Source organism: Nocardia sp. NPDC003345 (genome assembly GCF_053589395.1).
This window is the reverse complement of sequence record NZ_JBSFRU010000373.1, coordinates 1-5,894: the sequence shown is the minus strand read 5'-3', so window position 1 is coordinate 5,894 and position 5,894 is coordinate 1. Positions and strand designations below refer to the sequence as shown.

Below are 5,894 nucleotides of genomic sequence, written 5' to 3'. Positions count from 1 at the left end.
CCGCTCGGTTCCTGCACCATGAAGCTCAACGCGACCGCCGAGATGGAACCGATCACCTGGCCCGGGTTCGCGCGGCTGCACCCGTACGCTCCGGAGTCCGATACACCGGGGCTGCGGCGGGTGATCGCCGACCTCGAGAGCTGGCTCGCCGAGATCACCGGGTACGACTCCGTGAGCCTGCAACCGAACGCCGGCAGCCAGGGTGAGTACGCGGGCCTGCTGGCAATCCGCCGCTACCACCTCGATCGCGGCGACGCCGGCCGGGACACCTGCCTCATCCCGTCCAGCGCGCACGGCACCAACGCGGCCTCGGCCGCCATGGCCGGGCTGCGGGTGGAAGTGGTGAAATGCCGCGCCAACGGCGATGTGGACCTCGACGACCTCCGCGCCAAGATCGCCGATCACGCCGAACGGCTGGCGTGCATCATGATCACCTACCCGTCGACGCACGGCGTATACGAGCAGGAGGTCGCCGAGTTGTGCGCCCTGGTGCACGACGCCGGCGGACAGGTCTATGTCGACGGCGCGAATCTCAACGCGCTGGTCGGGCTGGCCCGGCCGGGCCGGTTCGGTGGCGACGTCAGCCACCTGAACCTGCACAAGACGTTCTGCATCCCGCACGGCGGCGGCGGTCCGGGAGTGGGCCCGGTCGCGGTGCGCGCCCATCTGGCGCCGTACCTGCCCGGCGACCCGCTCGAGCCCGGATCGCACGCGGTCTCCGCGGCGAACTACGGGTCGGCCTCGATCCTGCCGATCACCTGGGCCTATATCCGGATGATGGGTGCCGAGGGGCTGCGGCACGCGACGCTCACCGCGATCGCGTCGGCGAACTACCTGGCCCGCCGGCTCGGCGCGTACTTCCCGGTGCTCTATACCGGCGAGAACGCGATGGTCGCCCACGAATGCATCCTGGACCTGCGCGCGATCACCAAGGAAACCGGTGTCACCGTCGACGATGTGGCCAAACGGCTCGCCGATTACGGGTTCCACGCGCCCACCATGAGCTTCCCCGTGGCGGGCACGCTGATGGTGGAGCCCACCGAGAGCGAGAATCTCGCCGAACTGGATGATTTCGTGGCGGCCATGATCGCCATCCGCGCCGAGATCGACCGGGTGGGGTCGGGGGAGTGGCCGGTGGACGACAATCCGCTGCGTAACGCCCCGCATACGGCGGCGAGCCTGGTGTCGGATTGGGATCATCCGTACAGCCGTGAGGTGGCGGTGTATCCGCGTGGACTGGCCCACCCCCGCGCGAAGGTGTGGCCGGCGGTGCGCCGTATCGACGGGGCGTTCGGCGATCGCAACCTGGTGTGCACCTGCCCGCCGCCGGAAGCCTTCGCCGAATAGGCCCGGCCGTCGCAGCGGCGGCCCGGCCCGCCCGCGATGACGCGGGCGGGCCGGGGCCGTCACGGGGTGGTCAGCGCCCCCACCATCGCGGTGCCGAAGGCCAGGTCGTTGCTGCTGGGCAGAACCGTGTAGCTGCCCCCGGTCCGCTCGGTGAGCGTACGCAGCGCCTCGGTGCCGGTTCCGCCGACCACGATCACGTCGATCCGGACCGGCTTCTCCGGATCGCCCGCCTTCTCGACACTCGCCAGCAGATCGGCGTCACTGGTGCCCGAGTCGTCTTCCGGGCCGTCGGTGACGAGCAGGACCGAATTGGTGCGATCGGCGGCGTACCCGTCGATGGCACTGCGATAGGCCGCCAGCAGCGCCGGATAGCATTCGTCGGTATCGGCCGCCGTGGTCTCGATCGAACCCAGCGAGCCCATGAGCGTGCTCCGCTGGGCGTCGCCGAGCGGCGCCGTATCGGCGATCACCCGGTACGGATTCGTACCGTCGACGCCCTTGCCGAAAGCCCAGATGCCCAGGCCGAATTCGGGCGGCATGACGTTGAGCGTGGAGGCCAGCGCGCCGATGGTGTTGTTGAGCCGGGTCAGGTCACCGTCGGTGGTGTCCATCGACGCGGAGACGTCGAGCAGCGCCGTCGCGTGCACACCGAGGACCGGCGAGTCGAGCACCTGCCCCAGCCGGTCGAGCGCGGCGCGCGGTGGTACCGGGGCCGGATCGGCCGGGGGCGCGGCGAAACCCGCCGCGACGAGATCGCGCTGCTGCTCCGGTTTGCGCAGGTAGTCGGCGAACAGTCCGGCGATCAGGTTCTGTGTCTTGTCCACCCAGGAACCGGACATGAGCGCTGCCGGATAGTCCGCGACCGGGGCCGCGCCGGTGGGGACGTAGAAGGTGGTACTGCCGTTGGCGGCCAGCCGGCGCTGGGTCACCGGTACGGCGTGCACCGCGGCCTCGGCCGGCGCGGCGCCGGTGAGCGAGGTGAGGGCGGCCGAGGTGTCCACGGCTTCCGGGGCCGCGGCGGCCAGACCGGAAACCGCCGACAGCGTCTGGCCCGCTGCGGTGGCCTCCTCGGTCAGCGGTTCGGTTCCCGAGACCGCGCCCGCGACCGCCGCGGCGACAGCGAGGGTCGTATCCCCCGGCGGCATGGCCAGTTTCAGTCCGTCCCAGCCGGGCAGGCCGATCTGTTCGAGCGAACCCTGTTGCAGCCGGGGGAGATCGACCCAGGAGGTCTGGGTGGAGGCCAGCGCGTGCCGCAGCACCTCGGGGACGGCGAGCACGATCGGGCTGGAGGCGATCGACCGGGGAGCGCCTTCGATGAGGCCGGGGACCCGCATGGACTCGATCTGACGGCCGGACTCCGGAATCCACAGCGCCGGACGTGGTCCGAGCACCGGATTCCAGGTGGTGGTGGATCGGAAAGCGGCCACCATATCGGCGGCCGGGCGTTCGGTGATGACGACCTTCGCGCAGTGATCACGGACCACGGGCAGGGTCTCGTTGTACCGGGCGGCGATGGTGCGTACCGGATCGGCGATCTCCGGATCGACCGTGACGTCCAGCACGGCCTCGCCCTCGACGCAGGCGCCCGAGGCCGCCGCGCCCGACGTGCCGGCCGATTGCGGGCGCAACTGCGTCCAGCCGACGACGAGGACGACCAGGACGACGACCACCACCGCGGCGATCACCGGTCCCCTGCTGATTTCCCGGGAAGAGCCGGTGCTGCGATGGGTACCCACGAGCAGTCAGTCTAGGGAGCGGCGCCCGGTTGTGGCGCGCCGTGGTCACGACTGTGGGGCCGTGCGTCTCCACACGGCCCCACGGCATCGCGGCGGGTTCCCCGCCCGTTATTCACGGATCATCTTTCCCCGGTCGAATTCGTGCCCGCCCCACACACCGGACTGGCCGGTTCGCTCGGCGAAGCCGCGGCAGTCCGGCCGGATCGGGCACCGGCCGCACACCTGACGCGCGTACTCGAAGTCCTGCGACGGGTAGGGAAACCACGCCTCGTGGTTCGGGTCACCGCGGCAGGCGGCGCGATGCCAGCCACGGCTGTCGGATATGGGCAGCAGATCTGCCAGTACTTCGACGGTCATCTCGATCCCTCCTCTCGCGGATCGCCTAGGTGGTCGTGGCCAGGTGCTTCCACACCCGGCGCTGTTCACGGATGAGAGGCTCGGGGGCGCGGGGCTCCCAGAGCAGCCGCATCCCCGCTTCCTCGGGGGTACGGTCGGCCTTGGCGGTATTACAGGGCACACAGCACGCGATGAGGTTTTCCCAGGTGTTGGGACCACCGCGGCTGCGCGGGCGGATATGGTCCACGGTCGGGGCCCAGGCGCCGCAGTAGCCGCACCGGTTCGCGTCCCGCCGCAGGATCGCCGCGTGGGTGGCCCGGTCGCCCGGCGCGCGGACGGCGATATGGGCCAGGTACCGGTAGCGGACCAGCCGGATCGTCTCCGGGAGCATGATCTCGGCGTGCTGCGAGCGGATCGGGAAATGTGGCCGGCGGATCACGACCGATTCGGCGATACCGCTCATCACCAGGACGATCGCCCGGTCGGCGGCGACCCGGTCCAACGCCTCGTAACTGGCGTTGAGCACCAGCACTCGGCTGTGTATCCAGTTGTCGGGAGTGAGAGTCACCGGATCGGCGACAGCGGATATCGGCATGGTTATCACCAGGTTTCGACGGCCGGGGACAGCCCGGAACTCCGACGGGGGAGAAGAAGGGAAAGCGAACGGTCAGCGCCGCCGCGGGAGGAGCAGGTCGATCATGGGATCGCTGCCGTTCTTCGGCTGCCACGCCGATTCGGTATCGGCGTTCATCGGCTGTTTCGCCTCGGGGCACTGTTGTGAGACGGTGCCGGGCCGGATGGCATCGGCCGGTGCGACTGGATACAAGACCACTCCTCCCTCCTGGATTCGGCGGCCCGCTCCGACGGCGGGCCTGCTGGAATCCATGGTGGCACAGCGGGGTAGCGCTTGTCGGCCCATTTTTCGGGCGGTGGCGATCCCGGGCCCCGCCGGCGGCGGTCCGGGGCGCCCGTTCTCATGCCGCCGGCCGCGCCGCGATATCCCGGACGACCCGGTGCCACGCCCCAGGTCGGAGCGGGCCGGTGGATATGCGGACGGCGTAGAGTCCGGTCTCGGTACAGATGCCCGCCAGTGCGATCACCCGGCGGCCGGCGCACCGCTACCGGCCGGTAACATCAACATCGACTTTCCACCCGGCATTCGCGGAAGTGAGGCAAGTAGATGACAGAGCGGAAACAGGTCGGCGGGCTCCAGGTTGCCACCGTTCTCCACGACTTCGTCGAGAACGAGGCATTGCCCGGTACCGGCATCGATTCCGCCGCGTTCTGGGCCGGCGCCGAGCGGATCATCACCGAGTTCGCTCCGCGCAACCGGGCCCTGCTGGCCGAACGCGACGAAATCCAGGGCAAGCTCGACGCCTGGCACGGCGAACACGCGGGCGCCGACTACGACAGGGCGGCGTACAAGCAGCTACTCGTCGATATCGGCTATCTGCGGCCCGAACCGGCCGATTTCGCCATCGGCACCACCGGTGTCGATACCGAGATCAGCAGTACGGCCGGGCCGCAGCTGGTGGTGCCGGTGAGCAACGCCCGCTTCGCCATCAACGCCGCCAACGCGCGCTGGGGTTCGCTCTACGATGCGCTCTACGGCACCGACGCCATTCCGGAGACCGGCGGCGCCGAGAAGGGGACCGGGTACAACCGGGTCCGCGGCGACAAGGTCATCGAATGGGCCCGCAACTTCCTCGACGATTCGGTCACCCTGATCACCGGTTCGCATATCGGTTCGACCTCGTACACGATCGTCGACGGTGAACTCGAGGTCGGGCTCGAGGACGGCACCGCCATCGGCCTGGCCGACGCGGGGCAGCTGGTCGGCTACCTCGGCGACCCCGCCTCACCCAGCGCGATCCTGCTGAAGCACAACGGACTGCATATCGAGATCCAGATCGATCCGGAGTCGCCGATCGGCAGCACCGATACGGCCGGGGTCAAGGATGTGGTCATCGAATCCGCGGTCACCACCATCATGGACTTCGAGGACTCGGTGGCCGCGGTGGACGCCGAGGACAAGACGGCCTGCTACCGCAACTGGCTGGGCCTGATGAAGGGCGATCTCGCCGAAGAGGTCACCAAGGGCGGTAAGACCTTCACCCGCACCATGAACCCGGATCGCGTCTACACCGCGCTCGACGGGTCGGAGCTGACGGTGCACGGCCGGTCGCTGCTGTTCGTCCGCAATGTCGGCCATCTGATGACCAGCGACGCGATCCTCGACACCGACGGCAACGAGGTCCCCGAGGGCATCATGGACGGGATCCTCACCTCGCTGATCGCCAAGCATTCGCTGCGTGACGGGGTGCCGCTGAGCAACAGCCGCACCGGCTCGGTCTACATCGTCAAGCCGAAGATGCACGGCCCCGACGAGGTCGCCTTCACCAACGATCACGGGTTGCCCGTCGTACCAGTACTTGACCTCGGGTGTGCCGTCCGGATGGACGCCGACTTCCTCCG

The 5,894-nt window shown here is 69.3% G+C and carries 6 protein-coding genes; 2 read left to right on the top strand and 4 right to left on the bottom strand.

Annotation, left to right across the window (positions count from 1 at the left end; genetic code table 11):
* A partial coding sequence (locus ACWDU1_RS28335) for an aminotransferase class V-fold PLP-dependent enzyme (protein WP_450003102.1) occupies positions 1–1,347 on the top strand: 1,347 nt, incomplete at its 5' end.
* Positions 1,348–1,406: 59 nt separating this feature from the next.
* Here ACWDU1_RS28335 and ACWDU1_RS28330 read toward each other — a convergent pair.
* From ACWDU1_RS28330 to ACWDU1_RS28315, 4 genes are all read right to left on the bottom strand, one after another.
* On the bottom strand, positions 1,407–3,083 hold the full coding sequence (locus tag ACWDU1_RS28330) for a VWA domain-containing protein (RefSeq protein ID WP_450003100.1): 1,677 nt from the start codon (positions 3,081–3,083) through the stop codon (positions 1,407–1,409).
* Between the two features lie 108 nt (positions 3,084–3,191).
* Positions 3,192–3,440: a WhiB family transcriptional regulator gene (locus ACWDU1_RS28325; RefSeq protein ID WP_450003098.1), complete on the bottom strand. Its 249-nt coding sequence runs from the start codon at positions 3,438–3,440 to the stop codon at positions 3,192–3,194.
* Between the two features lie 25 nt (positions 3,441–3,465).
* Positions 3,466–4,014 (bottom strand): HNH endonuclease, encoded by a 549-nt coding sequence (locus ACWDU1_RS28320; protein ID WP_450003097.1) that lies wholly within the window; start codon positions 4,012–4,014, stop codon positions 3,466–3,468.
* 72 nt (positions 4,015–4,086) lie between these two features.
* Entirely contained in the window at positions 4,087–4,251 is a 165-nt protein-coding gene (locus ACWDU1_RS28315; RefSeq protein WP_450003096.1) for a hypothetical protein, read from the bottom strand.
* Between the two features lie 348 nt (positions 4,252–4,599).
* Here ACWDU1_RS28315 and ACWDU1_RS28310 point away from each other — a divergent pair.
* The coding region (locus ACWDU1_RS28310) for a malate synthase G (protein ID WP_450003094.1) at positions 4,600–5,894 on the top strand (1,295 nt) is incomplete at its 3' end.

What these genes read in the sequence shown, in the direction of transcription:
- ACWDU1_RS28320 (WP_450003097.1), bottom strand. Translation starts at nt 4,014, where the DNA reads ATGCCGATATCCGCTGTCGCCGATCCGGTGACTCTCACTCCCGACAAC.
- ACWDU1_RS28325 (WP_450003098.1), bottom strand. Translation starts at nt 3,440, where the DNA reads ATGACCGTCGAAGTACTGGCAGATCTGCTGCCCATATCCGACAGCCGT.